We start from the raw sequence: 24,398 nt of genomic DNA, 5'->3' as shown, positions 1-24,398 counted from the left end.
CTGGTCCTGACGTTCGCCCAGTCACCGGGCCGGGTCTCGCCCGACACCAAACTCGATCTCACCGCCAACCCCGCGCGCTTCCTCGCGCGGGCGGCCAACCTGTGGAGCAGCGACCTCCCCTTCGGGCAGTCGCAGAACCAGGCCTACGGCTACCTCTTCCCGCACGGCGCGTTCTTCCTCCTCGGTGACGCCATCGGCCTGCCCGGCTGGGTGACCCAACGACTGTGGTGGGCCTTGCTGCTGGTCGTCGGGTTCTGGGGCGTGGTGCGCGTCGCCGAAGCGCTCGGCATCGGCAGCCGCTCGTCCCGCGTCCTCGCCGCGGTGGCATTCGCCCTGTCGCCACGCGCGCTGACGACGCTGGGCGCGATCTCGTCCGAGACGCTGCCCATGATGCTGGCGCCGTGGGTGCTGTTGCCGGTGATCCTGGCGCTGCGCGGGGACCCGAGAATTCGGCAGCTGGCCGCGCGCTCGGCCGCCGCCGTCGCGCTGATGGGCGCCGTCAACGCCGTCGCCACGTTGACGGGCTGCCTCGCCGCGATCGTCTGGTGGGCCGGGCACCGGCCCAACCGGCGGTGGTGGCGCTTCACGGCATGGTGGTTCGGCTGCACGCTGCTCGCCATCGTGTGGTGGGCGGTGGCGCTGGTGCTGCTCGGCCGGATCAGCCCGCCGTTCCTGGACTTCATCGAATCGTCGGGGGTCACGACCCAATGGCTGTCGCTGACCGAGGTGCTGCGCGGCACCTACGGCTGGACGGCGTTCGTCGCGACCAACGCGACGGCAGGTTCGTCACTGGTCACCGGTTCGGTGGCGGTGCTCGCCACGACCCTGGTGGCGGCGGGCGGCATGGCCGGTCTGGCGATGCGCAGCATGCCGGCCCGCGGCCGGCTGATCTCGATGCTGCTACTCGGCCTCCTGCTCCTGGCGGTCGCGTACTCGGGTGGCCTGGGCTCCCCCATCGCGCACCAGGTGCAGACCTTCCTCGACGCCGCCGGCACCCCGCTGCGCAACGTGCACAAGCTCGAGCCCGTGTTGCGGCTGCCGCTGGCGCTGGGCCTGGCCCACGTGCTGGGCCGGATTCCGCTGCCGGGCACGGCACCGTGCCGGGAATGGATCAACGCGTTCGCCCACCTCGAGCGGGACAAGAGGATGGCCGTGGCAGTGGTGCTGCTGACCGCGCTGGCCGCGGGGACATCGCTGGCGTGGACGGGCCGCCTGGCCGCGCCGGGCGCCTATCGCGCCATTCCGCAGTACTGGCACCAGACCGCGGACTGGCTCGACGCACACAACGCCGAGACACCGGGCCGGGTGCTGGTCGCACCGGGCGCGCCGTTCGCCAATCAGGTCTGGGGCAACACGCACGACGAGCCGCTGCAGGTACTGGAGCACGGCGCCTGGGGTGTGCGCGACTCGATTCCACTGACCCCGCCCGCAACCATCCGCGCCCTGGACTCCGTACAGCGCCTGTTCGCCACCGGGCGGCCATCCGCGGGATTGGCCGATACCCTTGCCCGCCAAGGCATCTCGTTCGTCGTGGTGCGCAATGACCTGGACCCCGACAACTCGCGGTCCGCCCGGCCGCTGCTGGTACACCGGGCCATCGACGGATCCCCCGGCCTGACGAAGGTGGCCCAGTTCGGCGACCCGGTCGGCGCAGGCACGCTGGACGGCTTCGTCTCCGACAGCGGCCTGCGGCCGCGCTACCCCGCGGTCGAGATCTACCGGGTGGCGGGCACGACCCCGACCCAGCCCTACCTGGCCGACGCCGACACCATGGCCCGCGTCGACGGCGGGCCCGAATCCCTGCTGCGAATCGACGAGCGCCGGCGCCTCATGGGACGAAAACCACTGGGCCCCATGATCTTGACTCAGGACGCACAGCAGGCCGGGCTGCCGGTGCCCGAGGTCACCGTCACCGACACCCCGCTGGTCCGCGAGACCGATTACGGGCGCGTCGACGACCACTCGTCGGCGGTGCGCGCGCCCGACGATCCGCGACGCACCTTCAACCGCGTCATGGACTACCCCAGCCCCGGCGCCACTCCCGCGTACGGCGCGTGGCCGGGCGGACGGATCACCACCTCGAGTTCGTCGTCCGATTCGACTGCGCTACCCAACGTGGCGACGGCAGCCGGGCCGGCCGCCGCGATCGACGGCGACTCTTCGACCAGCTGGGTGTCCAGCTCGCTGCAAACCGCTGTGGGGCAATGGCTTCAGGTCGACTTCGACCATCCGGTGACCAACGCGACCATCACCCTGACGCCCAGCGCCACCGCCGTCGGGGCTCAGGTGCGCCGCATCGAGGTGGCAACAGCCAACGGCACCAGCACAATTCGCTTCGACCAGCCGGGCAAGCCGCTGACGGCCGCCCTGCCCTACGGCGAGACCTCATGGGTCCGGTTCACCGCGACCGGCACCGACGACGGGTCCCCCGGCGTGCAGTTCGGCATCACCGACTTCTCCGTGACGCAGTACGACGCGTCCGGCTTCGCCCATGCGGTGAGCCTGCGGCACACCGTCGACGTACCCGGTCCGCCCGCGGGATCGGCTGTCGCGCAATGGGATCTGGGCAACGACCAGCTGGGCCGGCCCGGCTGCGCCGAGGGACCGAACGGGGTCCGGTGCGCCGCCACCATGGCCCAGTCGCCCGAAGAACCCGTGAACATGAGCCGCACCCTCACCGTGCCGACGCCCATGGCCGTCGTGCCGACGGTGTGGGTGCAGGCCAGGCAGGGCCCGCACCTGGCAGACCTGGTGAGCCAGCCCGGCACCACCCGGGCGACCGGCGACTCAGACGTCATCGACATCGCGGGCTCGGCCTACGCCGCCACCGACGGCGACCCGCGCACTGCCTGGGTGGCCCCGCAGGGCATCGTGCAATTCCGCAACGGCGCCAACCTGACCGTGCACCTGCCGACCCCGACGACCGTCAGCGCCCTGCGGCTCGTGCCCAGCGCCTCCGAACTGCCGGCGCATCCGACCGTCGTCGCCGTCGACCTGGGCACCGGGCCGCAGGTGCGACGGATCGGCGACGGACCACAGACCCTGCAGCTGACGCCCGCGAAGACCGACACCATCAAGCTGTCGATCCTCGACTGGCACGACCTGATCGACCGCACCGCACTGGGATTCGACCAGGTGAAGCCGCCTGGTCTGGCCGAGGTCACCGCCCTCGACGACCACGGCGCACCGATCGCGCCCGCCGATGCCGCCGCCAACCGGCGGCGCGCCATCACGCTGCCCTGTGGCCGGGGTCCGATCGTCGCGATCGCCGGCCAGTTCCTGCAGACCTCGGTGCACACCACCGTCGGCGCGCTGCTGGACGGCGAACCGATCGCGGCCCAGCCGTGCCAGTCCGAGCCGCTGCAACTGCCGGCCGGGAAGCAAGAGCTCCTCATCAACCCGGGCGCGAACTTCACCGTCGTCGGCGCCCGCCTGACCGGCCCGCTCGCGGCCCACATCCACAGCGCCGGGACGACTCCCACGCAGCTGAAGACGTGGACCTCCGATCACCGCGAGGTGGACGTGGCCCCGTCGCCCGTACAGCGGGTGCTCGTGGTCCCCGAAAGCGTCAACCCCGGCTGGACCGCCCACACCGCGGGCGGCGCCATGCTCACCCCGGTGACCATCAACGGGTGGCAACAGGGCTGGGTGCTGCCGGCCGGCACCGCGGGCATCGTCACGCTGACGTTCGCGCTGAACACCCCCTACCGGATCGGGCTGTTCGGCGGGCTCACGCTCCTCCCGCTGCTGGCGCTGTTGGCGCTGCTGCCGATGCGGCGCCCCGTCGATGACGAGCCGACGGACACCTGGCAGCCGCATCCTGCGGTCGTGGGCGTGGCCCTCATCGGCTTCGGGTTCCTGGTGGCCGGGTGGGCGGGCCTGGCGACCATGGTGGCGGCCATCGGCATCCGGTATCTGCTGAAGTCACGGGTGCGGTGGCTCGACGGGTGGACCGTCGTCGCCTCGGCGGCCGGCCTGATCGGCGCGGGCGCGGTACTCAGCGCGTACCCGTGGCGCTCGGTGGACGGCTACGTCGGGCATTCGCCGTGGGTGCAGTTCCTGGCGCTCATCTCGGTGGCCGCGTTGGCCACCTCGCTGTGGGACGCGCCGAAGCGGTCCTCTGACTAGAGCCGATGGGCGATCTGGAAGACGTTCCCGAACGGATCGCGCACCATGGCCCGGCGGTCACCGTAGGGCGTGTCCATCGGCGGCTCGATGGTGGTGGCGCCCGCGGCCAGGGCACGTTGGTAGGCCTGGTCGGCGTCGTCGACATAGATATAGAGGAAGGCCGGGAAGACGCCCCGGTCCAGCGGCGAGCCGACCATGACCAGCGAGTCGCCGATGCGGATTTCGGCCGGCCGGTCTGGCGGCACCTCGCCGACGGCGCCGAAGACCGCGCGCAGAAACTCGACGGCGCGCTGCGGGTCGCTCACGAACATCCGCGGCGTCACCGAGTGATAGCCCTTCGGAGTACTCACGTTGACCTCCTATCCGACGGCAGCCGGCTCCGGAACATCGGTGATCGAGCTGTCCCGCGGCGACGGAGCGTGCCGCGACTCCCAGCGGCGCAGCAGCTCGCGGCACGGCGACTCGATCAGCCCGTAGCTGACGGCGGCGATCGCGAACCCGAAAATCAAGGTCAGGATCAGCACGATCGGCATGTGCCCGTTGAAGGGAAACTCGCCGATCACCGGGAACACCATGGCCAGCGCCGCCAGGTGCCAGATGAACAGCCCATAGGACCAGCGGCCCAGCGTCACCATTGCGGTGCTGCCGAGAATCCGGTGCGGCGTTCCTGGTGCGTCCAACACGAGCGGCGCCAGCAGCGCCCCGGCAACCACGGCGCCCATCGCCGTCTTGACCACCACCTGGCTGACGGTACCCGGCGCCAGCCCGATGTTGCCGGCCAGCGGCGTTGCCGCGATGACGAACCCCACCCCGGCGATGGCCGCCATGACCCACCGGCGGCGGGCGAGCTGATGCATGCGTCCGACCGGCATGACCGTCAGCTCGGCCAGCAGCATGCCGGCGGCGAACCACGAGAACAGCGCCGGTAGCCAGTTCATCTGGTTGACGCCGAACGGCAGGTGCCACGGCAGCGCGGGCCACGCGAAGCTCGCCACCCCCAGCACCGCGATGGCGGGCACGCGCCAATCCACCGGCAACCGGCGGGCCAGCAGTGCCAGCAGCGGCAGCACCAGATAGAAACTGACCTCGACGGCCAGGCTCCACATCTGGGTCAGCCCGGCGGTCAGGGTCAGCGGCACGTAGACCTGGGTCAAGGTCAGGTTGGCAAGCCACACCGTGAGATCGGCGTGGGCGTCGGGCAGCAGCGCCAGGATGACCACCACGGCCAAGAGATAACCCGGCATGATCCGGACGATGCGGGAACGCAGGTAGTGGCCCGTCGGCGGCCGGTGCCGCAGACCCCGCGCGGCGGCGGCGTGACCGCGCCATAACAGGAAGCCCGACAGCGCGAAGAAGACGGCGACCGCCAGATCGAAACGGGTGAACAAGCGGCCGTACCACCCGCTGCTGTTGGCCGTCTGGAATGCCACGTGGGTCAGCACGACGCCCATGGCGGCGCAGGCCCGCATGCCCTCGACAGCGGGCAGGAAACTGCGGGTGCCGCTCAACGGAGCGCGGTCCGCAGTGTCGAGTCCCAGGTCGCCCACGACCCCAGTGTGCCGGGTGCCCGGCGTCGGAAGCGAATCTCCCCCACGACCATCGCGCGGCCGCACAGCACTCTGAGGGTGTGCCTTAGTAAGGGCTGTTAGGGTCAGTCGGGTTGCTGTGTGGCTGGCAGACAAAGTAAGGAGCACGGGTTGAACCGCGCTGTGGGGTTGCGAATCGCGGCATGCGTCTTGATGGGGCTCGGCGCCGCCCTGCTGATTGCTGCACTGCTGTTGACTACTTATACGTCGGGCAAGATCGCCAAGATTCCGCTCGACATCGACACCACGCTGGTCAGTAACGGCACCGGCACCGCGCTGGACCCCGCCTCGCTGCTGGGCGAGAAGTTCGTCGTCAACAAGAACGTCCCGCTGGTGCTGCAGCGCCAGCTCAGCGTCGAGAACCCGGCCAACGCCGACGTCGTGACGCTGCAGGTCGGCAACACCGTGCGCCGCACCGACAAGCAGCAGGACAACGGCCTTCTGCTGGCACTCGTCGACACCGTGACGCTCAACCGCACCACCGCCGCCGCGGTGAAGGGGGCGGCCGGCTCGGTGCAGAAGCCACGGACCATCGAGGACCAGAACCCGCCGACCAACATCGCGCTGCCCCACACCGGGCTGAGCTACCGCTTCCCGTTCAGTACGGAGAAGAAGACCTACCAGGTGTTCGATCCGATTGCACAGAAGGCGTACGACGCCAACTACGAGGGCGAAGAAGACGTCAACGGCCTCTCGGTCTACAAGTTCAGCCAGAACGTCGGCTTCGACGCCGACGGCAAGCTGGTCGATCCGATCAAGTTCTCGTCGCTGTACGACAAGGACGAAGACGGCTCGGTGACCGCCCGTGCCGAGCTGTGGGGCGTGCAGGCCGCCGACCCCACCGAGCCCGTCACCATGCAGCGGTACTACGCCGCAGCGCGGACCTTCTGGGTGGACCCGGTCTCGGGCACCATCGTCAAGGAGAAGGACCGCGGGTTCCACTACTACTCGCGCGATGCCCTCAAGCCTGAGGTGACGTTCGCCGACTTCACCGTCACGTCCAACGAGCAGACGGTCGAGTCACAGGTCTCCGCCGCCCACGGCGAGCGCGACAGGCTGGCCCTGTGGGACCGCATCCTGCCCATCACCTTCGGTGGCCTGGGGCTGGTCTTCCTGGTCGGCGGCGTGCTGCTGGCCGGCTACAGCCTGCGCTCGCAGGCCGCACTGATCGATCCGGGCCTGGATGCTGCGGGCCACGGCTTCTTCGGCCGGCGCGATACCGATTCCGGCCCGATGCCCGCCGCCGAGGCCATGACAGAGAAGCTGCCCACCCAGCGGCCGACCGATCTGCCACCGGACCGGATCTGATCGTTTTTCGTCGTGCCCTGCCGGCGCTCTATGCGCTGGGGCTGACGCTCGCTGTCACGGCGCCACTGCTGGCGCCCGGTTATCTGCTGCTGCGTGACGCGGTCTCGACACCGCGGTCCTACCTGTCCGATGCGGCCCTGGGATTGTCCGAGGCCGCGCCCCGGGCGCTCCCGCAGGACTTCTTCCTGGCCGTCTTCTCACGTGTCGTCGACGGCGGAGTACTGGTCAAGGCGCTGCTGATCCTGGGCTTGTGGTTCGCTGGCTGGGGCGCCGCGCGGTTGACCGCGGCGATTCTGGATGCCGGCCTCGGCGGGCAGTTGGTGGCGGTGACCATCGCCGTGTGGAACCCCTATGTCGCCGAACGGCTGTTGCAGGGGCACTGGAGTCTGCTGGTCGGCTACGGCTGCCTGCCCTGGGTGGCGGTCTCGGCACTGAAGCTCCGAACGTGGCACCTGGTGTTCTGGATCGCGCTGGCCGGGCTGACGCCGACGGGTCTGCTGCTCGCGTTGGTCGTGGCGCTGGTGTGTTCGCGGACCTGGCGCGGCGGATGGCTGGCGCTGGCCGCGTCAGTTGGCGCCGCCCTGCCCTGGTTGGTGGCGACGGTGGTCGCGCGCTCGGTGCTGCCGGTGGCGAGCGCGGGGGTGCCGGCGTTCGCCGCGCGGGCCGAGCCGGGGCTGGGGACGCTGGGTAGCCTGGCCGGACTCGGTGGCATCTGGAACGCCGGGGCGGTACCGGCGTCCCGGACGACGCTGTGGGCCTTGGTCGGGACCCTGGCACTGCTGGCCGTCGTGGTGATCGGGGCACGCCGGGCCTGGTCGGTCGCGGCGGCCCGGCCGCTGCTGGCGCTCGCGCTGATCGCCGTGGCCGGGCCCGCACTGCTGGCGACCGAGCCCGGGTCCGCGTTCCTCGACTGGCTGATCCGAACCGTCCCGAGCACCGGGGTGCTGCGGGACGGCCAGAAGTGGGTGGCGCTCGCCATGCCCGGCTACGTCCTGGCCGGTGCCGCCGCGGTGGCCGTGCTGAGACGTTGGCTACCAAGGGCTTTCGCCGCTACCGGGTGCTGCATCGTGGTGTTGGCCGCACTTCCCGACCTGGTGTGGGGCGTCGGCGGCCGGCTCGGGTCGGTGCAGTATCCAGCCGGGTGGTATTCGGTTGCGGCGCAGATCAACTCGGACCCGAAGCCCGTCGCGGTCCTGCCGCCCGACGTCATCCGGCAGTTCCCCTGGGCCGGACCGGCACCGGTACTGGACCCGCTGCCCCGCTGGGTTTCGGCCGACGTGCTGGCGACCGGCGACCTGGTGATCGGCGGACGGACCGTGCCCGGTGAGGGCGTGCGGGCGCGACGGGTGCAGGACCTGCTGCTCCGGGGCGCCGACGTGCACCAGTTGGCCGCGGCCGGGGTCGGCTGGGTGGTGGTCGAGGGACCGGCCCCGGCCCTGTCGCTACCGATCGCTTACCGGGACAACGACATTGCGCTGTACCAGGTCGGCGGCACGATGCCCGCGGCATCGGGACGGGCACTGCTGATCGCCGCGCATCTGGTGTGGCTGGGCATGCTGATCGGCGGGCTGGCCGCGATGGTGATCCAGCGGTGGCGGGGACTCAGTACGCCCCTTCGCCGCGGGCCACCACACTGATGGTCTTCAGGATGATCCCGACGTCGGTGAGCATCGACCAGTTGTCGACGTACGAAAGATCAAGGCGCACAGCCTTGTCCCACGTCAGGTTCGACCGGCCGCTGATCTGCCACAGTCCCGTCACGCCCGGCTTGACGAGCAGCTTGCGCATGATGTCCCCGTTGTAGGTCTCGACTTCCCGCCGCAGCGGTGGCCGCGGACCGACCACACTCATGTCCTGTTTGAGCACGTTGATGAATTGCGGAAGCTCATCGATGCTGTAGCGGCGCAGGACCTTTCCGACCATCGTCACCCGCGGGTCGTCACGCATCTTGAACATGACACCGCCGGCCATCTCGTTCGAGGGCAGCAGTTCATCGAGGCGCTCATCCGCGTTGACCACCATGCTGCGGAACTTGATCATCGTGAACGGTTCACCGTCCAGTCCGATGCGTTCCGACCGGTAGAACACCGGGCCACGACTCGTGAGCTTGATGGCGATGGCCGCGAGCACGAGTAGCGGCCCTGTCCCGATGAGCGCCGCCAAGGCGAAGCCGAAGTCGAACGCCCTCTTCATGAAACTCTTGGCGCCGTGATACTGCGGTTTCTCCACATGCAGCAGCGGCATGCCGGCCACCGGCCGCATCGCGAGGCGTGCGCCCGCCACGTCGAGCAGGCCGGGTGAGACCACCAAGTTGACGTCCGATGCCTCGAGGCGCCAGGTGAGCCGCTGGATTCCGGCGACTCCGAAATGTTCGGCGTCGGTCAGCGCAACGGTGTCGGCGGCACATCGGTCGCCGAGCGCGCCGAGGGCATCGTTCTCGTCGCCAAAGATCGGGATCACCCGATCCCCGATCCTGATCACCTCACCGCGCGCGCTCGGTACGCCCGGGATACCGGCGCCGACCACCACATAACCGTCGCCGGGATCGTTCATGAGTTCGGTGGCCAGGACGGCGATGGCGTCCCGGTCACCAATGGCGAGAACAGACGTCAGGCATTCGCCCGCTTGCCGGCGAGCACGAATCCGGTGGCGCCACAGCATGCGCCCGATCAGCAGTCCGGCGGTGCCCAAGGGGAATGCCAACGCAAGGTAGCCGCGGGCAATTTCGAGTCGCGCGAGCAGGGCCACGATCGCAATGACCCCGAACGTCCAGCAGGATGCGGCGACGACCCGGCGATACTCTTCGATGCCACAGCCCAGGATCGAGGCCGAACGGGCGTGATGCAGAGTCAACATGCCGAGCCACAGGCCCGCCAGCACCAACGAATACCCGGTATAGAGGATGGAGGCCGACGGGCCGTAGCCATCTCCACCGAATCGGACCCACTGCGCGAGCAGCATGGCGACGACGATGGTCACAACGTCGGTGATCAGCACGCGACGCGCGTAATACGGCTGCCATACCGTGCGTGAATCAGTCAGGCGCGCAAGGCCGAACGTCGAGAGTGTCATTGGCAACCCCACATGTTCAACTCCTCAGAACCGTTGGTGCATCGATGGAGCGGTGAGTCCCACTTGCTAATTGTTTGAATGAGTAAGGGAGTTCGTTGCGCAATGCATCACCGGATCCAGTCACCTGGATCCGCCATTTCATGGGGAGCCCCGACAGGCGGAAGCCTGATGGAGACCCTCATAGCTATCAAATTTGACCTTGACGTCATTTTATGTGTGCGGCGGCGATCCAACGGCAAAATGACGGATTTGCATCGCCGCTAAGAACAAGTTGCGGAACCGATCTTGACCCCCGTCGGCAGCGCCGCCGCTGCTCCGGTGGATCCGTCACACGATCCCGTCGACGAACTTCCCGTCCCGGACCGCCTCGGCGACGGTCAGCATCGCGGAAGCGCTTTGCGACCACGAGAATTCGGCGGCCCGGACCTGAGCCTTGGCACCCAGTTGATCGCGCAGGACGTCCTCGGTCAGCAGGGTCTCGAGCGCGGTGACCAGACCACGGTGGTTGTCGACCAGCAGGCCCGTCACGCCATCGACGATCGAGTCGGTCAGGCCGCCCGAGGACCGGTAGCCGACCGTCGGTACCCCGTGCTGCGCGGCCTCGATGACGGCCAGCGCCCAGCCTTCCTTACGCGAAGGCAGCGCATGGACCCACGCCCGTTGCAGCACTTCGTGTTTGGTGGACTCGTCGACGTGACCATGAAAGCTCACCGCGGAACTGATGCCGAGCCGGCGAGCGTGCGCAACCAGCCGCTCGTCCCACCAACCGCCGCCGACGACGTCCAGCCGCAGGCCCGGAATCACCGGCGCCAGCAGCGCGACCGCGTCGAGCACGTCCTCGATCTGCTTGTGCGGCACCAACCTCGACAGCACCACGATGCGCGGCTCCACAGACCGGGGTAGCGCCAGGGACGCCGCGGGAGCGAGGTCGACCCCGTTGCGCACGACGGCGATCCGCGACGCGTCGACGCCCAGGTCCACCAGATCGCGGGCCGACGGCAGCGACACCGTCACGTACTGGTTGTCCCGATGCAGACGGGGCGACAGCCGCGATTCCACGAACCAGCCGAACTTGCTCATCAGCCGCCCGGCAACCGGCCACTGGTCGCGATGGCAGTGGTGCACCAGCACCATGGCCCGCCGGCCGTACGCCAGCCGGGCCAGAAACGGGATGCCGTTCTGGGAATCGATCACCACGTCCGGCTTGACGCCGCGCAGCGGACCCACGCCGATGCGGGCCAGCACCATGGCCAGCCCGGCCCAGACATAGACCGAAAGCCGGCCACCGCCACGGCTGATCCGAATGCCGTCGATGATCTCGGTGCGCGCGGCCCCGCGATAGCGGGCGGTCCGCAGCGTCACCCGTACCCCGGCCTCGGCCAGTTGCGCGCCGATGCGCTGCAGATACGTCTCGCTGCCACCGCCCTGGGGGTGGCCGGTATCGCGCCAGCAGAGCAGCAGCACCGACCGGATCTCGTCGCGAGATCCAGCGGACTGCTGGGGGTGGTCTGGCATCGAATGAAGGGTACCGGTCAGTAGGGTTGCGGAGTGAATCGCTGGGCAGCCAAACGACTGGTCACCACGCGCAAGCGGGCCACACTTGCCCGCTCGGTCCGACTGCTCGGCGAGTTCCGTTTCGAGCAGACCGACCCGGCGCGCTTCTACGGTGCGCTCGCGGCGGACACCGTGGCTCTGGTGGACGGCCTGTGGCGCGACCTCAATGGGACCACCCCCGTGGGCACGACCGTGCTCGACGTCGGTGGCGGCCCCGGCTACTTCGCCACCGAATTCTCGGGCGCCGGAATGACGTATATCGGTGTCGAGCCCGATGAGGCCGAGGCGCATGCCGGAGCCGCTATGGCGGCTCCATCCAGCACGAGTCCCGCCGCACAGCCCGACGGCGCCGGCACCTTCGTCCGCGCCTCCGGCATGGCGCTGCCGTTCGCCGACGACAGCGTCGACATCTGCCTGTCGTCGAATGTCGCCGAACACGTCCGCGAACCATGGCTGATGGGCCGGGAGATGCTGCGGGTCACCCGGCCGGGTGGGCTGGTGATCCTGTCGTACACCGTGTGGCTGGGCCCCTTCGGCGGACACGAGATGGGACTGACGCACTACCTCGGCGGCCGGCGGGCGGCCGAGATGTACACCCGCAAACACGGCCACCGGCCGAAGAACGACTACGGATCGTCGTTGTTCGCGGTGTCGGCTGCAGCGGGCCTGCAGTGGGCCCGCAGTACCGGCGCACTGGTCGCCGCATTCCCCCGCTACCACCCGCGATGGGCCTGGCGCGCGACGTCTGTACCGCTGTTACAGGAGTTTTTGACGAGCAACTTGGTGTTGGTCCTCCAGCCGACCTGAGGCGTCGAACTGGAACATGTTCTCGTTTGATCGAAAACTGGGTAATGTGACCTCCATGACACCGCGCACTCGAGGAGCGCGGGCATGACACACCGCGCACGCGAGGAGCACAGATGACACAGAGCACGGCCTTCAAAACCGAGTGGGACCAGCTCTTTATCGGCGGTCAGTGGACCGCACCCGCGACGTCGGACGTCATCGAGGTGCACTCTCCCGCGACCGGCGAGCTCGTCGGCAAGGTACCGCTGGCCTCGAAGGCCGACGTGGATGCCGCCTGTGCCGCTGCCCGCAAGGCGTTCGACGAGGGCCCGTGGCCCACGATGTCCCCGGCCGAGCGCGCCGCGGTGATCGCCGAGGCGTCGCGCATCATGACCGAGCGCGCCGACGAGCTGAAGTTCCTGCTCGCCGCCGAGACCGGCCAGCCGCCGAGCATCATCGACATGATGCAGTACGGCGCCGCCATGTCGTCGTTCAACTACTACGCCGGCGCCGCTGACAAGTTCCAGTGGAACGACATCCGCGACGGCATCTACGGCCAGACCCTCGTGACCCGGGAGCCCATCGGCGTCGTCGCCGCCGTCGCCGCGTGGAACGTGCCGTTCTTCCTGGCCGCCAACAAGCTGGGCCCGGCACTTCTCGCCGGCTGCACCGTCGTGCTCAAGCCCGCCGCCGAGACGCCGCTGTCGGTCTTCGCCATGGCCCAGGCCTTCGCCGAGGCCGGCCTGCCCGAGGGCGTGCTGTCCGTCGTACCGGGTGGCCCGGAAACCGGCCGCGCGCTGACCGCCAACCCCGAGATCGACAAGTTCACCTTCACCGGCAGCTCGGCCGTCGGCAAGGAGATCGGCAAGGTCGCCGCCGAGCGGCTCAAGCCCTGCACGCTGGAACTCGGCGGCAAGTCCGCGGCGATCATCCTCGAGGACGCCGACCTGGACTCCACGCTCCCGATGCTGCTGTTCTCGGGTCTGATGAACACCGGCCAGGCCTGCGTCGGCCAGACCCGCATCCTGGCACCGCGGTCGCGGTACGACGAGGTCGTCGAGAAGGTGGCCGCGGGCGCAGCCGCCATGCAGGTCGGCCTGCCCGACAACCCGGCCGCCATGATCGGCCCGCTGATCAGCGAGAAGCAGCGGGAGCGCGTCGAGGCCTACATCACGAAGGGCGTGGAAGAGGGCGCGCGCATCGCCACCGGCGGCGGCCGTCCCGAGGGCCTGGATTCCGGCTGGTTCGTACAGCCGACGGTGTTCGCGGATGTCGACAACTCGATGACCATCGCCCAGGAAGAAATCTTCGGCCCGGTGCTGGCGATCATCCCCTTCGACACCGAAGAGGACGCCATCCGGATCGCCAACGATTCGGACTACGGCCTGGCCGGCAGCGTCTACACCACCGACATCCCACGGGCCATGAAGATCGCCGCGCAGATCCGCACCGGCACCTACGCGGTCAACATGTACGCGTTCGACCCGGGCGCCCCGTTCGGCGGCTACAAGAACTCGGGCATCGGCCGCGAGAACGGCCCCGAGGGTATCGAAGCCTACTGCCAGGCCAAGAGTGTCCTGCTGCCGTTCGGCTACACCCCGGAGTAATTCCGCCTCGTCCGGATGGCCACCCACACCACGTCCTTCGCCCCTTGGGGGACTCGGTTGGGGTGGCCATTCGGCTTTTCCGCAAGAGTGTTTTATCCCGGGCGAACCGCATCGATCGCTGATACCGTCACGCGGGTTCGAAGGTCGTTGGCAAACAATCTGGGAGGCAACCCATGGCAGTTTCTGTAGATCTCGAAAAGTCGCTCGACAAGGCATACGAGGAGAAGTCCCTCAAGGACATCCTCGACGCATCACCCGCCGCACTGGCCGGGGTCAGCGACTCCGACGCCGAGCACCTCGCCGCGGCATTCAACATCAAGACCGTGCGCCAGCTCGGCTCCAACAAGTACTTCGCCGTGGCTGCCGCGCTCGTCGCGCTGGAGAACGCCGGCTAGTTTTCTGCGCGGGTTCTGACCGCGAGGAGACGCGAAAGTCCCCACGATCGCTTGATCGTGGGGACTTTCACGTCTGCCGGGCCGGCTGGTTACAGAAATATGCAAGAAACCATAGTTCTGACCATCCACCCCGCTCGAGCTCTCCAAAATCTCCAAGATGTGTGACCCGGCATACATTCTTTGGCCCGATGTGTCGGACGTTTTATGCTGACTCCCATACCAAGGAGGGCGCCATGTGGGTGGTCGAAGTCAACGTGAAAGGCCATCGCTTCACGCACACCGTCCTGGGCGCCAATGAGCGGCTGCGCGAAGCGGCTCGCGGTGTGCAGGATCGGATGACGCAGCTGCGGAACCGGGTCACACCTTGACCGCAGCTGCCACCAAGGCGGTCAACAAACGCGGCGCCACCCGGGACCGGATGGTGCGCAGCGCCGCGGCCGTACTGCGTGAGCGCGGCGCCGCCGGCCTGACCATCGACGAGGTGCTGGCGCGCAGCGGGGCGCCGCGCGGCTCGGTCTACCACCACTTTCCCGAGGGCCGCAGCCAGCTGCTGATCGAAGCCCTGCAGTTCGCCGGCGATGCGATCGCCGCCCACATCGACGCCTCCGCCGCATACGGCGGCATTGCGCTGGTGCGCGGCTTCGTCACCTTCTGGGATCAGATTCTGGCCGACAGCGACTTCACCGCAGGGTGCCCGGTGGTCGCCGCCGCCGTGGGGTCGGGCGACGAAGCCCCCACCCTGACGCCCATCGCCGCCGAAATCTTCGACCGGTGGCGGACCGCTCTCGGGCACGCCTTCTCCGCCGAAGAATTCAGCGATGCCGACGCATCAGCCCTGGCGGTCACGTGCCTGGCCGCGCTGGAAGGCGCCGTGGTTCTGAGCAGGTCGTCACGGAGCGTCGAACCGCTGCACGACGTCGCCGCCCAGCTCGAATTCCTCATCAAGGCAAAAGCTTTCGTCAAGAACAACGGCCTGCCCACTGCCGGCGGCTAGCCGTCCGCGCGAGCCCAGCGCGCACAGACGAAGTCCCCGTTGACCCCGGACTCCAGCAACTTCCACTCCGAGCGCACCGGCAATACGGGCGCGCCGGCACCCAGTGAGCACGGCGCATAGGACACCACGAGTTCGTCGACCAAGCCGGCCGCGATGAACTGCGCGGCGACGTCCCCTCCGCCGACGATCCAGACGTCACGCTCCCCCGCCGCCTCGACCAGCGTCGGATGCAGTTGCGCGACATCGCCGCTGACCGCCCGGACCGGATGGCCGTCGACGACGACGTCCGACCGGGAGGTGAGCACCCACGTCGGTTGGGGGTACGGCCAGTCGCCCGGCTCATGCTCGACGACCCAGCGGTACGTCGTCGACCCCATGACCAGCGCACCCACCGACTTCTCGAAGGCCTTGTAGCCGAACGGCCCGTCGACATCGATGTCGCGGGTGAGCAGCCAGTCCAGGCTGCCGGCGGAGTCCACGATGAAGCCGTCCAAACTGGATGCGGTGTAGTAAATAGTCGCCATCGCACCGAGTATGCCGCGACCCACCGACAATCTGGGACGCCGCGATTACTGTTGCCGGATGGACGATTTCGACGCCCTCCGCGCCGACGACGATGAGCTGGCGGAACTGCGCTGCGACCTGCGCCGGTTCCTGGCCGAGGACGCGCGGAAATTCGGCTGGCAACCCGGCGTCGACTGCTGGCTGTCGAAGTGGGACGCCGACTTCAGCGTGCGATTGGCCGAGGCCGGTTTCGTCGGGCTGACGATCCCGGTCGAGTACGGCGGGCGCGGGCGCAGCCACATGCACCGGTACGTGGTCACCGAAGAACTCCTGGCCCACGGTGCCCCGGTCGCCGCGCACTGGATCGCCGACCGGCAGGTGGCTCCCGCCCTCCTGACCTACGGCAGCGAGGACCAGCGGCGCCGGCTGTTGCCCCGAATCGCCTCCGGTACTTTGTATTCCGCGATCGGCATGAGCGAACACCAGGCGGGTTCCGACTTGGCCGCCGTCGCCACCAAGGCCACGCGCACCGACGGCGGCTGGCGCCTGAACGGCAGCAAGGTGTGGACCAGCGGCGCGCACCTGGCGCACCAGATCGTGGTGCTGGCCCGCACCAGCCCCCTGGACCCCGGCCACCGGCACGCCGGATTCAGCCAGTTCATCGTGCCCACCGATGCCGCCGGCGTCACCATCGAGCCCATCGTCCAGATGAACGGCGAGCACCATTTCAACGAGGTGCTGTTCGACGACGTAGCTCTCACCGACGCCGACCTGCTCGGCACGGTGGGCGCGGGCTGGCACCAAGTGACCTCGGAACTGGGTTTCGAGCGCAGCGGGCCGGAGCGCTTCTTGTCCACTGCCACACTGCTTTTCGCGCTCATCGAAGCGTTACGGGACGAACCGGGCGTCGATATCGGCGACCTGATGGCGCGAATGATCTCGCTACGCCAACTGTCCATATCGGTCGCCCGGGCACTGACCGCCGGTCAGGATGCCGCCGTGCCCGCCGCCCTGGTGAAGGACCTGGGGACCCGGTTCGAACAGGATTCCGTCGAGATCGCCGCGGAACTGCTGGATCGCTACCACGGTCCCGACCGCCCACGGCTGCAGGCCATGCTGGATACCGCTCGGGTGCACGCACCACTGTTCACGCTGCGCGGGGGCACCAACGAGGTGCTGCGCGGCATCGTCGCCAAGAATTGGACCAAACAGGCTGCCGCAAAACAGCATTCGGACGGGTTTGCCGAACTGCGCGACCTCGCCGAGCAGATCGGCCGGTCCGCGGAACCCGCCCGCACGCTGCCGCTGACGTTCGACGACGCCCTGTGGCGCACCGCCGAGACCTCCGGGCTGACCCGGTTGAGCGGCGACGCCGACGCCGGGCCGGCCGCGGCGGCCGTCGTATTGGGGACCCTGGCGCGCCACGCCGCCGCAGTGCCGATCGCCGAAACCGATGTGTTGGCAACCTGGCTGGCCGCCGCGGCCGGACTGCCGGTACCCGAGTCGGGACCATTGACGCTGGCCATCGACCAGGTCGCCACCTGGCCGCAGTGCGGGCCGGTACTGGTGACCAAACCGGGGCCTGACGCACTCTGCGTCGCGTTGCGCGGCGCACCGACGCGCATCGACAGCGGGCACAACCTCGCCGGAGAACCTCGGGCGAGGATCGAATTCGACACGGCGGCAGACGATGTCGTCCAACTGCCGCTGGCCGTCGCCGACGAGTTGACCATCCGCGGCGCCTGGTGCCGCTGCGTGCAGATCGTCGGCGCATTCGACGCGGCCGCGCAACTGACCATCACGCACACCGCGAACCGGGTGCAGTTCGGCCGTCCACTCGCCACCTTCCAGGCAGTACAGCACTCGCTGGCCTCCATGCTCGGCGAGATCGAACGAGCCAGGGCCGCAACCACTCTGGCGGTCACCGCGGCTACGCAGTACGGCTTTGCCGACGCCCGCACCGCCTACGCCACCACCGTCGCCAAGGTCGCCGTCGGCCGCGCCGTCGGCCCGGTCACCACCGTCGCGCATCAGCTGCACGGCGCCATCGGCACCACCGCCGAACATCCGCTGTGGCGAGCGACCATGCGCGCCCGCAGCTGGGCCGACGAGTTCGGCGGCACCAGCTGGCACGCCCGGCGCCTCGCCGGGCTCATCGCGACGACGGAACCCTGGGATGTGACGGTAGGGCGCATCTGAATCCCGTTGTGACCTAAGTCAATATCCGCGCCGAAAGTGGAGTCCGTCCGCTTGTGACGCCGACCACTGCGTTACCGGCGGTCCCGGTAAAAACTTGACACATGTCCAACCTGAGCGGCGCGCTCACAGCGCTTGCCGTCTGCACCGTCCTGCCCGCCGCGACCGTCGTCGCGGCGCCGGCGCACGCCGCCACCGCACATCGGATGACGCTGATGTCGCGGACGTACGCCTGCGATCGGCAGCCGATCAATTACATGAAGTTCCGTTTTCCGGCAGTGCCGACGGCCGACGTCACCTCCGACGGCCGCACTGCCGTCGCCCACATCGAGATGCTCGACGGCGCACGCGACGCGCAGTACGTGGTCCGACTCATCCCGGCGCCGCACGCCACGCTGGGCTGCCTGCCCGGCGACCCAAGCATCGGCACCGCCTCGCTGAACACCGATGGCTGGGGCAACGGCAGCTCCACCGTCCAGCTCTCCGTCGCCCCCGGCACCACCGGCGTGTGGGTCGCGGTTGACCTGCCCGCCCCGTATTCGCAGAGCCCGGCCGAGTTCTACAGCAGCGACTTCGTCGCCTCGATCTGACCATTGTCCGACCCCAGCAGCCGGCACAAACAATCTTCCCGGTAGAACAAACACATGTCCTACCGGGAGATCGTGACGTCGCGGCGCTTCACTAGCCGTCAGGCCGCAGTGCTCGCCGCTGCCCTACTGCTGGCCGGGTGCGCAGGCGACAAGCAGCCGGCACAGCCGACCACCTCGACATCGAGCGCTGCGGCGTCGAGCACGTCGGCCGCCCCGAGCGCCCCAGCGGCGGAAGCGCCACCGTCCCCCACCAGCCGTCAGCTCGATGGCGGGACCTGCCTGCAACTCACCGGCGCGGTGGTGAACCTGATGTCCGGCACGTCCCCCGACGACGCGAAGGCAGCCGGGGACACCATCAACGGGTTCCACCCGCCGGCCGATGTGCAGGCCGCCGTGACGCATTTCGTCAAGACCAACGGCCTGCACACCAGCGACCCCGACCGCTCTCAGTTCAGCCGCACACTCAACAACTGGGTTGAGCAGCAGTGCCCGGTGCAGCAGCCGGAGAAAAAGCCCAAGTAGCGCAGGTCAGCTACCGGTCCACTGCGGCGCGCGCTTCTCGGCGAAGGCGACCGCACCCTCGCGGGCGTCCTTCGACATGAAGACCGGCCCCAGGATCGCGGCCTGCTTGTCCCACTTCTCCGCGTCGGACCAGTCGGACGACTCGACGATGATGCGCTTGGTGGCGGCAACCGCCAACGGGCCGTTCGCGGTGATGCGTTCGGCCAACGCGAGGGCGGCATCCAGTGCGCCACCGGGCTCGGTCAGCTCGTTGACCAGACCCAGCTCATGCGCCCGCGTGGCGGTCAGGTTGTCGCCCGTGAGCGCGAGTTCCATGGCGATGGCGTACGGGATGCGCTGCGGCAGCCGCAGCAACCCGCCACCGCCGGCGACCAGACCCCGCTTGACCTCGGGGATACCGAACGCCGATGCGTTGGAGGCGACGATCAGGTCGGCCGACAGCGCCAGCTCGGTGCCGCCCGCCAACGCGTAGCCCTCGACTGCCGCGATCAGCGGCTTGGCCGGCGGACGCTGGGTCAGGCCGAAGCCACGGCTCGACAGGATGTTCTCGCCCTTGGCGAAGGCCTTCAGGTCCATGCCGGCACAGAACGAGCCGCCGGCACCGGTCAGCACGCCGACCGATAGTCCCGGGTCCTCATCGAGGCGGTCCGCGGCAGCGGCCAAGCCGTTGCTGACCGCTGCGTTGACAGCGTTCTTGGCCTGGGGCCGATTGATGGTGATGATCAGTATGCGGTCGCGCTGTTCGACGAGGACGGCATCTTCGCTGGCGGCTTCTTCGGTCACGACGGTGATGCTAGCCACAGGGGATTGGCGTCCGGCGGTCAACCAGTGAATAATCGAAAATTAGAACGCGTTCTAGTTTTTGCCGCAGCCAGAGGAGAAACCGTGGCCAAGCTGCCCGAAATCACCAAATTTGACCCTGATCTGACCGAGAAGGTCATGGGGATTCTCCGACCGCTGCTGAAGGTCTATCACCGGTCCGAGGTCCGCGGTTTGGAGAACATTCCACTGGGCGGCGCATTGGTGGTGAGCAACCACTCCGGCGGCATGCTGCCCATGGACGTGCCGATCTTCTCGTCGCACTTCTACGACAAGTACGGCTACGGCCGCCCCGTCTACACCCTCAGCCACGCCATGCTGATGGTCGGCCCGACCGCGGACTTCTTCAAGAAGACCGGCTACATCCTGGCCAGCCACGAGAACGCCGACGAAGCGCTGCGCTCGGGCGGCCTCGTCGTCGTGTTCCCCGGCGGCGACTACGACGTCTACCGGCCGTCGACCGATGCCAACAAGATCGACTTCGACGGCCGCAAGGGGTACGTGAAGGCCGCGATCAACGCCGGCGTGCCGATCGTGCCGATGGTCGGCATCGGCGGCCAGGAGACCCAGCTGTTCCTGACGCGCGGTGAGCGCATCGCCAAGGCCCTCGGCCCCATCGCGCGCGCCGCTCGGACCAAGGTGGTGCCGCTGTCCATCGGGCTGCCGTTCGGGCTGTCCGCCGTGCTGCCCTTCAACGTGCCGCTGCCGTCGAAGATCGTCATGCAGGTGTTGCCGCCCATCAACATCGAGGCCGAGTTCGGTGCAGAGCCCGACATCGACGCGGTCGACGCGCGGGTCCGCAAGGTCATGCAGGACGCACTCGATGAACTCGCCGAAGAGCGTCGCTTCCCGGTACTAGGCTGACGGGTCGTGGGCATCACCGACAGGCTGACCGCGACCGCCGGGCTCGTCTCCACCATGGTGCGGGCCGGTGTCATCGCCCCACTCCGCCCGGACAAGTACGTGCGGATCGCCGGTGCCATGGCGCGCGAAAACATGAGCGTCACTTCGGGTTTCGCCAGTTCCGCGCAGCGCTGCGGTAACCGGCCGGGCCTCATCGACGAGCTGGGCACGCTGACGTTCGGTGAGCTCGACCGGCGTGGCGATGCGTTCGCCGCCGCCCTGCAGACCCTGCCGTCCGCCAAGGTCGTCGGCATCATGACGCGCAACCACCGCGGCTTCGTCGACTCACTGATCGCGGCCAACCGCATCGGCGCGGATGTGTTGCTGCTCAACACTTCCTTTGCCGGTCCGGCGATGGCCGAGGTCGTGGCCCGCGAGAACGTCGACGTCATCATCTACGACGAAGAGTTCACCGCGACGGTCGACCGCGCATTAGCGGACCGGGCGGGACGGTCCGAAGTGACCCGGATCGTGGCGTGGACCGATACCAAGGACCACCCACTGACCGTCGAGTCGCTGATCATCGATCACCTCGGGCTGCAGCCGCGGCGTACCGGCGAGAAGAGCCGGGTGATCCTGCTGACCTCCGGAACCACGGGAACTCCCAAGGGCGCCAAGCATTCCGGCGGTGGCCTGGATGCGTTGAAGGCGATCTTGGACCGCACGCCATGGCGCACAGAGGAGACGACCGTGATCGTCGCTCCGATGTTCCACGCCTGGGGCTTCTCGCAGTTGGTGTTCGCGGCGTCGATGGCCTGCACCGTCGTCACCCGCCGCAAGTTCGACCCGCAGGCCACCATGGCGCTGGTGGACAAATACCAGGCCACCGGATTGTGTGTGGTCCCCGTGATGTTCGACCGCATCATGGAACTGCCGGACCACATCCGCAATCGCTACAGCGGTCGCTCATTGCGGTTCGCCGCGGCCTCCGGGTCGCGCATGCGCCCTGACGTCGTCACCTCGTTCATGGATCAGTTCGGTGACGTCATCTACAACAACTACAACGCCACCGAGGCCGGCATGATCGCCACCGCGACGCCGGCCGACCTGCGCGCCGCCCCCGACACCGCCGGCCGCCCGGCCGAGGGCACCGAGATCACGATCTTGGACGCCGATCTCAAGGAGCTGCCGACGGGCGAGGTGGGCACCATCTATGTGCGCAACTCCACGCAGTTCGACGGCTACACATCCGGTGCCACAAAGGATTTCCATCAGGACTACATGTCGTCGGGCGACCTCGGCTACCTCGACGCCGCCGGCCGCCTGTTCGTGGTGGGCCGCGATGACGAGATGATCGTGTCGGGCGGCGAGAACGTCTACCCGATCGAGGTGGAGAAGACGCTGTCCGCGCATCCCGAGGTGGCCGAGGCCACGGTGCTGGGCGTCGCCGACGAGCAGTACGGCCAGCGCCTGGCGGCGTTCGTCGTGTTGACCGACGGGGCGACGGCCACCGAAGACGCCCTCAAGCAGCATGTGCGGGACAACCTCGCCAATTACAAGGTGCCACGGTCGATTACGGTGCTGACCGAACTGCCGCGCAACAGTACCGGCAAGATCGACCGCCGCGAGCTGAAGGCACTGGCTGATGGCGCGTAAATCGGTGACCCTGCTGCGGGCCGTCGTCGGACTCGTCAACGCCACCAACGCGGCCAGCCCGCTGGCCCGCTCCGGGAACCCCGGCATCGTCGCGTTCGCCAACGGCTGGCCGTCCAGTGAAGCGGCCGGCGTCGTGCTCAGTTCCTCGGTGCTGTCCGCGATCCGCCGGGGCCGCCGCGGTGATTTCTCCGGTACCAGCGGCCGAATCGCGTTGGGCATCACGGTGGTCACCTGGGCCATTCTGGGCCTCATCTTCACGCGCAGCCGGAGTTCGCGACCGGCATTCGAGCAGCCGTTGCGTGACGTGATCGGGCCGGACAACTCGGCCGACCCGGGTGTCCCCCGCCTGCCCGGCATCGGGCGCACCATGCTGTCGCGCCGCAAGTACAACAAGGAGACCGTGAAGTACGGTCCGCACCGCGCCAACCTCGCCGACATCTGGCGCCGCCCCGATTTGCCCCTCGATGGCAAAGCCCCTGTGCTGCTGCAGGTTCCGGGTGGTGGTTGGATGCTCGGCGACCGCCGGCCCCAGGCCTACCCGCTGATGGGCGCGCTCGCCGACCGCGGGTGGATCTGCGTGTCCATCGGCTACCGGGTCAGCCCGAAACATCAATGGCCGGCGCACATCATCGATGTGAAGCAGGCCCTCGCCTGGGTCAAGGACAACATCGCCGAGTACGGCGGTGATCCCGACTTCGTGGCGATCAGCGGCGGCTCGGCGGGCGGGCACCTGTCGTCACTGGCAGCCCTGACCCCCGGAGATCCCCAGTGGCAGCCGGGTTTCGAGGACGCCGACACCTCCGTCGCGGCCGCGGTTCCGGTGTACGGCCGGTATGACTGGTTCGGTTTCGAGGGCCCCGGGCGCCCCGAGATGATGCGGGCCCTCGAGCAACTGATCATCAGGAAGCGGTTCGCCGACGATTCGCAGGTGTTCCTGGACGCCTCGCCCATCACCCGCATCGGCCCCGACGCCCCGCCGTTTTTCGTGCTGCACGGCACCAACGACACGCTGATCGATGTCCAGGAGGGCCGGGATTTCGTCGCCGCGCTGCGGGCACAGTCGCCGGCGCCGGTGGCGTACGCGGAGATTCCCCACGCGCAGCACGCTTTCGACATCTTCGGCTCGGCCCATGGCCGCTACACCGCCGAGGCGATCACCCGGTTCCTGGAATGGGTGCGGGCCGAGAAGGCGAAGGCCGTGGCTGCGGAGGACGAGGTCGGGTAGCCGACCTGCGGCCTGCGCCGAGGCCGCGCTGGTCTGTACCTCGCTCCTGCATGACCTCTCCCTTGCATGTGTGTCACCGGGACCCGTCATCGATCGCTGACATTGTCACCGTGTGCTGACCATGTCAGCGATTGATGACAGCTCCCAGCTCGACCCACCCGCAGAAGAGGTGCCGACAGCCGTGCGCGAAGCGGATCTGTCGGTCCTACGGCACATACTTTCGGCAGTTCTCGACTCCGGAAGGAACACGCCATGGTCTACCCGGCCCCGCGATTGTGGTGGGAACCGCAAGCACGCCGTCCGACTCGCGAGGAGATCGACGCCGCCGGCGACGCGTTCCGAAAGACACATGGTCTCGACGATGATGACGACGAATGGTCATTCGAGGACGAGCCTCCAGCGCCCGATCCGATAGCCGCCGACGTCTTCGGCAGCATCAGCCGAACTGCACTGGCGCAAGCGCGCGACAACCTCGTCAGCGCGAAAACGCAATACGAGCAAGCCGTTCGTCAGGCCCGCGCCAACGGATGGACTTGGGCCGAGATCGGACGAATCCTGGGCGTGTCACGGCAGGTGCTACACAGACGATTCCGCAATCGACCGTCGGACTGAC

Annotated in this window: 21 protein-coding genes and 1 pseudogene; 16 read left to right on the top strand and 6 right to left on the bottom strand. The window is 68.4% G+C overall.

The genetic code is table 11. The features are described 5' to 3' along the window. On the top strand, positions 1-4,128 hold the full coding sequence (locus tag G6N59_RS17980) for an alpha-(1->3)-arabinofuranosyltransferase (protein ID WP_138228176.1): 4,128 nt from the start codon (positions 1-3) through the stop codon (positions 4,126-4,128). Here the strand turns inward: G6N59_RS17980 and G6N59_RS17975 are convergent. Together G6N59_RS17975 and G6N59_RS17970 are read right to left on the bottom strand one after the other, a co-directional pair. Continuing rightward, positions 4,125-4,478: a VOC family protein gene (locus G6N59_RS17975; protein WP_234884023.1), complete on the bottom strand. Its 354-nt coding sequence runs from the start codon at positions 4,476-4,478 to the stop codon at positions 4,125-4,127. The two genes, G6N59_RS17980 and G6N59_RS17975, sit on opposite strands and share 4 nt — an antisense overlap. A 9-nt stretch (positions 4,479-4,487) precedes the next feature. Further along, the gene (locus G6N59_RS17970) at positions 4,488-5,597 is read right to left on the bottom strand and encodes an acyltransferase family protein (protein WP_234884027.1); all 1,110 of its coding nucleotides are present in this window, start codon (positions 5,595-5,597) and stop codon (positions 4,488-4,490) included. A 228-nt stretch (positions 5,598-5,825) separates the two neighbouring features. Between G6N59_RS17970 and G6N59_RS17965 the strand changes: the two genes are divergently transcribed. Both G6N59_RS17965 and G6N59_RS17960 read left to right on the top strand, forming a co-directional pair. Next, the gene (locus G6N59_RS17965) at positions 5,826-7,022 is read left to right on the top strand and encodes a cell envelope lipid trafficking protein PgfA (RefSeq protein ID WP_138228175.1); all 1,197 of its coding nucleotides are present in this window, start codon (positions 5,826-5,828) and stop codon (positions 7,020-7,022) included. 17 nt (positions 7,023-7,039) lie between these two features. Then, positions 7,040-8,659 carry an MmpA family trehalose lipid delivery protein gene (locus G6N59_RS17960; protein WP_179970369.1) on the top strand — a complete coding sequence of 540 codons (1,620 nt, stop codon included), beginning with the start codon at positions 7,040-7,042 and terminating at the stop codon, positions 8,657-8,659. On the opposite strand, the gene G6N59_RS17955 is transcribed toward G6N59_RS17960, so the two are convergent. Together G6N59_RS17955 and G6N59_RS17950 are read right to left on the bottom strand one after the other, a co-directional pair. Beyond that, the gene (locus tag G6N59_RS17955; protein ID WP_234884022.1) at positions 8,625-10,094 is read right to left on the bottom strand and encodes a sugar transferase; all 1,470 of its coding nucleotides are present in this window, start codon (positions 10,092-10,094) and stop codon (positions 8,625-8,627) included. The two genes, G6N59_RS17960 and G6N59_RS17955, sit on opposite strands and share 35 nt — an antisense overlap. Before the next feature lie 327 nt (positions 10,095-10,421). Next, the gene (locus G6N59_RS17950; protein ID WP_138228173.1) at positions 10,422-11,609 is read right to left on the bottom strand and encodes a glycosyltransferase family 4 protein; all 1,188 of its coding nucleotides are present in this window, start codon (positions 11,607-11,609) and stop codon (positions 10,422-10,424) included. Positions 11,610-11,642: 33 nt separating this feature from the next. Here G6N59_RS17950 and G6N59_RS17945 point away from each other — a divergent pair, with 33 nt between their 5' ends. The 5 genes from G6N59_RS17945 (at position 11,643) to G6N59_RS17930 (ending at position 15,430) form a co-directional block, all read left to right on the top strand. Then, on the top strand, positions 11,643-12,455 hold the full coding sequence (locus tag G6N59_RS17945) for a class I SAM-dependent methyltransferase (RefSeq protein ID WP_179970215.1): 813 nt from the start codon (positions 11,643-11,645) through the stop codon (positions 12,453-12,455). A gap of 113 nt (positions 12,456-12,568) precedes the next feature. Beyond that, the gene (locus G6N59_RS17940) at positions 12,569-14,041 is read left to right on the top strand and encodes an aldehyde dehydrogenase (RefSeq protein ID WP_138228172.1); all 1,473 of its coding nucleotides are present in this window, start codon (positions 12,569-12,571) and stop codon (positions 14,039-14,041) included. 173 nt (positions 14,042-14,214) lie between these two features. Then, complete coding sequence (locus tag G6N59_RS17935) at positions 14,215-14,436, top strand: hypothetical protein (protein WP_138228171.1); 222 nt, start codon at positions 14,215-14,217, stop codon at positions 14,434-14,436. Between the two features lie 233 nt (positions 14,437-14,669). Further along, on the top strand, positions 14,670-14,804 hold the full coding sequence (locus G6N59_RS31620) for a hypothetical protein (RefSeq protein WP_268815767.1): 135 nt from the start codon (positions 14,670-14,672) through the stop codon (positions 14,802-14,804). Further along, a complete protein-coding gene (locus G6N59_RS17930; RefSeq protein ID WP_138228170.1) occupies positions 14,801-15,430 on the top strand; it encodes a TetR/AcrR family transcriptional regulator in 630 nt (209 codons plus the stop codon). Before G6N59_RS31620 ends, G6N59_RS17930 begins: the two co-directional genes overlap by 4 nt. Here the strand turns inward: G6N59_RS17930 and G6N59_RS17925 are convergent. Further along, positions 15,427-15,954 (bottom strand): dihydrofolate reductase family protein, encoded by a 528-nt coding sequence (locus G6N59_RS17925; protein ID WP_138228169.1) that lies wholly within the window; start codon positions 15,952-15,954, stop codon positions 15,427-15,429. The two genes, G6N59_RS17930 and G6N59_RS17925, sit on opposite strands and share 4 nt — an antisense overlap. Positions 15,955-16,012: 58 nt before the next feature. On the opposite strand from G6N59_RS17925, the pseudogene G6N59_RS31190 reads away from it, so the two are divergent. From G6N59_RS31190 to G6N59_RS17910, 4 genes and pseudogenes are all read left to right on the top strand, one after another. After that, positions 16,013-17,131, top strand: a pseudogene (locus G6N59_RS31190) (acyl-CoA dehydrogenase family protein); the annotation flags it as partial. Further along, a complete protein-coding gene (locus G6N59_RS31185; RefSeq protein ID WP_234884026.1) occupies positions 17,108-18,133 on the top strand; it encodes an acyl-CoA dehydrogenase family protein in 1,026 nt (341 codons plus the stop codon). The pseudogene G6N59_RS31190 and the gene G6N59_RS31185, both read left to right, overlap by 24 nt. Before the next feature lie 101 nt (positions 18,134-18,234). Beyond that, positions 18,235-18,720 (top strand): hypothetical protein, encoded by a 486-nt coding sequence (locus G6N59_RS17915; RefSeq protein WP_138228167.1) that lies wholly within the window; start codon positions 18,235-18,237, stop codon positions 18,718-18,720. Between the two features lie 54 nt (positions 18,721-18,774). After that, a complete protein-coding gene (locus tag G6N59_RS17910) occupies positions 18,775-19,242 on the top strand; it encodes a hypothetical protein (RefSeq protein ID WP_138228166.1) in 468 nt (155 codons plus the stop codon). Positions 19,243-19,248: 6 nt separating this feature from the next. Here G6N59_RS17910 and G6N59_RS17905 read toward each other — a convergent pair whose 3' ends face one another. Next, the gene (locus G6N59_RS17905; protein WP_138228165.1) at positions 19,249-20,025 is read right to left on the bottom strand and encodes a crotonase/enoyl-CoA hydratase family protein; all 777 of its coding nucleotides are present in this window, start codon (positions 20,023-20,025) and stop codon (positions 19,249-19,251) included. A gap of 156 nt (positions 20,026-20,181) precedes the next feature. Between G6N59_RS17905 and G6N59_RS17900 the strand changes: the two genes are divergently transcribed. The 4 genes from G6N59_RS17900 to G6N59_RS17885 all read left to right on the top strand — a co-directional run bounded on the left by G6N59_RS17900 (position 20,182) and on the right by G6N59_RS17885 (position 24,397). Continuing rightward, entirely contained in the window at positions 20,182-20,925 is a 744-nt protein-coding gene (locus G6N59_RS17900; RefSeq protein WP_234884025.1) for a lysophospholipid acyltransferase family protein, read from the top strand. 6 nt (positions 20,926-20,931) lie between these two features. After that, positions 20,932-22,560, top strand: a complete 1,629-nt coding sequence (fadD12, locus tag G6N59_RS17895) for an acyl-CoA ligase FadD12 (protein WP_138228163.1) — start codon at positions 20,932-20,934, stop codon at positions 22,558-22,560. After that, positions 22,550-23,785, top strand: coding sequence for an alpha/beta hydrolase (locus tag G6N59_RS17890; protein WP_138228162.1), 1,236 nt, complete (start codon positions 22,550-22,552; stop codon positions 23,783-23,785). Before fadD12 ends, G6N59_RS17890 begins: the two co-directional genes overlap by 11 nt. A gap of 252 nt (positions 23,786-24,037) precedes the next feature. After that, positions 24,038-24,397, top strand: a complete 360-nt coding sequence (locus tag G6N59_RS17885) for a hypothetical protein (RefSeq protein WP_138228161.1) — start codon at positions 24,038-24,040, stop codon at positions 24,395-24,397. Position 24,398 lies beyond the last annotated feature (1 nt).

Source organism: Mycolicibacterium aubagnense, assembly GCF_010730955.1.
GTDB lineage: Bacteria > Actinomycetota > Actinomycetes > Mycobacteriales > Mycobacteriaceae > Mycobacterium > Mycobacterium aubagnense.
This window is presented reverse-complemented; position numbering and strand designations above follow the sequence as displayed.

Excerpts from the sequence above, each read along its gene's own strand:
- G6N59_RS17970 (WP_234884027.1), bottom strand. The coding sequence starts at position 5,597 with ATGCGGGCCTGCGCCGCCATGGGCGTCGTGCTGACCCACGTGGCATTC.
- G6N59_RS17955 (WP_234884022.1), bottom strand. The coding sequence starts at position 10,094 with ATGACACTCTCGACGTTCGGCCTTGCGCGCCTGACTGATTCACGCACG.
- G6N59_RS17950 (WP_138228173.1), bottom strand. The coding sequence starts at position 11,609 with ATGCCAGACCACCCCCAGCAGTCCGCTGGATCTCGCGACGAGATCCGG.
- G6N59_RS17940 (WP_138228172.1), top strand. The coding sequence starts at position 12,569 with ATGACACAGAGCACGGCCTTCAAAACCGAGTGGGACCAGCTCTTTATC.
- G6N59_RS17935 (WP_138228171.1), top strand. The coding sequence starts at position 14,215 with ATGGCAGTTTCTGTAGATCTCGAAAAGTCGCTCGACAAGGCATACGAG.
- G6N59_RS31620 (WP_268815767.1), top strand. The coding sequence starts at position 14,670 with ATGTGGGTGGTCGAAGTCAACGTGAAAGGCCATCGCTTCACGCACACC.
- G6N59_RS17925 (WP_138228169.1), bottom strand. The coding sequence starts at position 15,954 with ATGGCGACTATTTACTACACCGCATCCAGTTTGGACGGCTTCATCGTG.
- G6N59_RS17915 (WP_138228167.1), top strand. The coding sequence starts at position 18,235 with ATGTCCAACCTGAGCGGCGCGCTCACAGCGCTTGCCGTCTGCACCGTC.
- G6N59_RS17910 (WP_138228166.1), top strand. The coding sequence starts at position 18,775 with ATGTCCTACCGGGAGATCGTGACGTCGCGGCGCTTCACTAGCCGTCAG.
- G6N59_RS17900 (WP_234884025.1), top strand. The coding sequence starts at position 20,182 with ATGGGGATTCTCCGACCGCTGCTGAAGGTCTATCACCGGTCCGAGGTC.
- G6N59_RS17890 (WP_138228162.1), top strand. The coding sequence starts at position 22,550 with ATGGCGCGTAAATCGGTGACCCTGCTGCGGGCCGTCGTCGGACTCGTC.
- G6N59_RS17885 (WP_138228161.1), top strand. The coding sequence starts at position 24,038 with ATGGTCTACCCGGCCCCGCGATTGTGGTGGGAACCGCAAGCACGCCGT.